We start from the raw sequence: 381 nt of genomic DNA on the forward strand, positions 1-381 counted from the left end.
TGGCGCTAAGAAGCTTAACTTCTGTGTTCGACATGGGAACAGGTGTATCCTTCTTGCTATCGCCACCACACTCTTTTACTACTACATAAAACAATTTTGCAACCACTAATGCCGGCTGCAGGAGTCGAACCTGTGACCCTCGGTTTACGATACCGATGCTCTACCAACTGAGCTAAGCCGGCGAAAATGACCCGTACGGGATTTGAACCCATGTTACCGCCGTGAAAGGGCGGTGTCTTAACCACTTGACCAACGGGTCATATACATAAAAATGTGTTAATCAGTTAGATTAGCACATTTTTAAATTTATTATTAGCATGGCAACGTCCTACCCTCGCAGGGGGCGACCCCCAACTACTCTTGGCGCTAAGAAGCTTAACT

The 381-nt window shown here is 46.5% G+C and carries 2 tRNA genes and 1 rRNA gene; all 3 read right to left on the reverse strand.

The features are described from left to right. Window positions 1-70: ribosomal RNA gene (rrf, locus tag AC1RPX_RS07750) — 5S ribosomal RNA — on the reverse strand; the annotation flags it as partial. A 39-nt stretch (window positions 71-109) separates the two neighbouring features. Then, window positions 110-182 (reverse strand) — tRNA-Thr (locus AC1RPX_RS07755). A 5-nt stretch (window positions 183-187) separates the two neighbouring features. Further along, window positions 188-259 (reverse strand) — tRNA-Glu (locus AC1RPX_RS07760). Window positions 260-381: the final 122 nt, after the last annotated feature.

This window comes from Dellaglioa sp. CoH-56-MRSF-14, assembly GCF_056782115.1.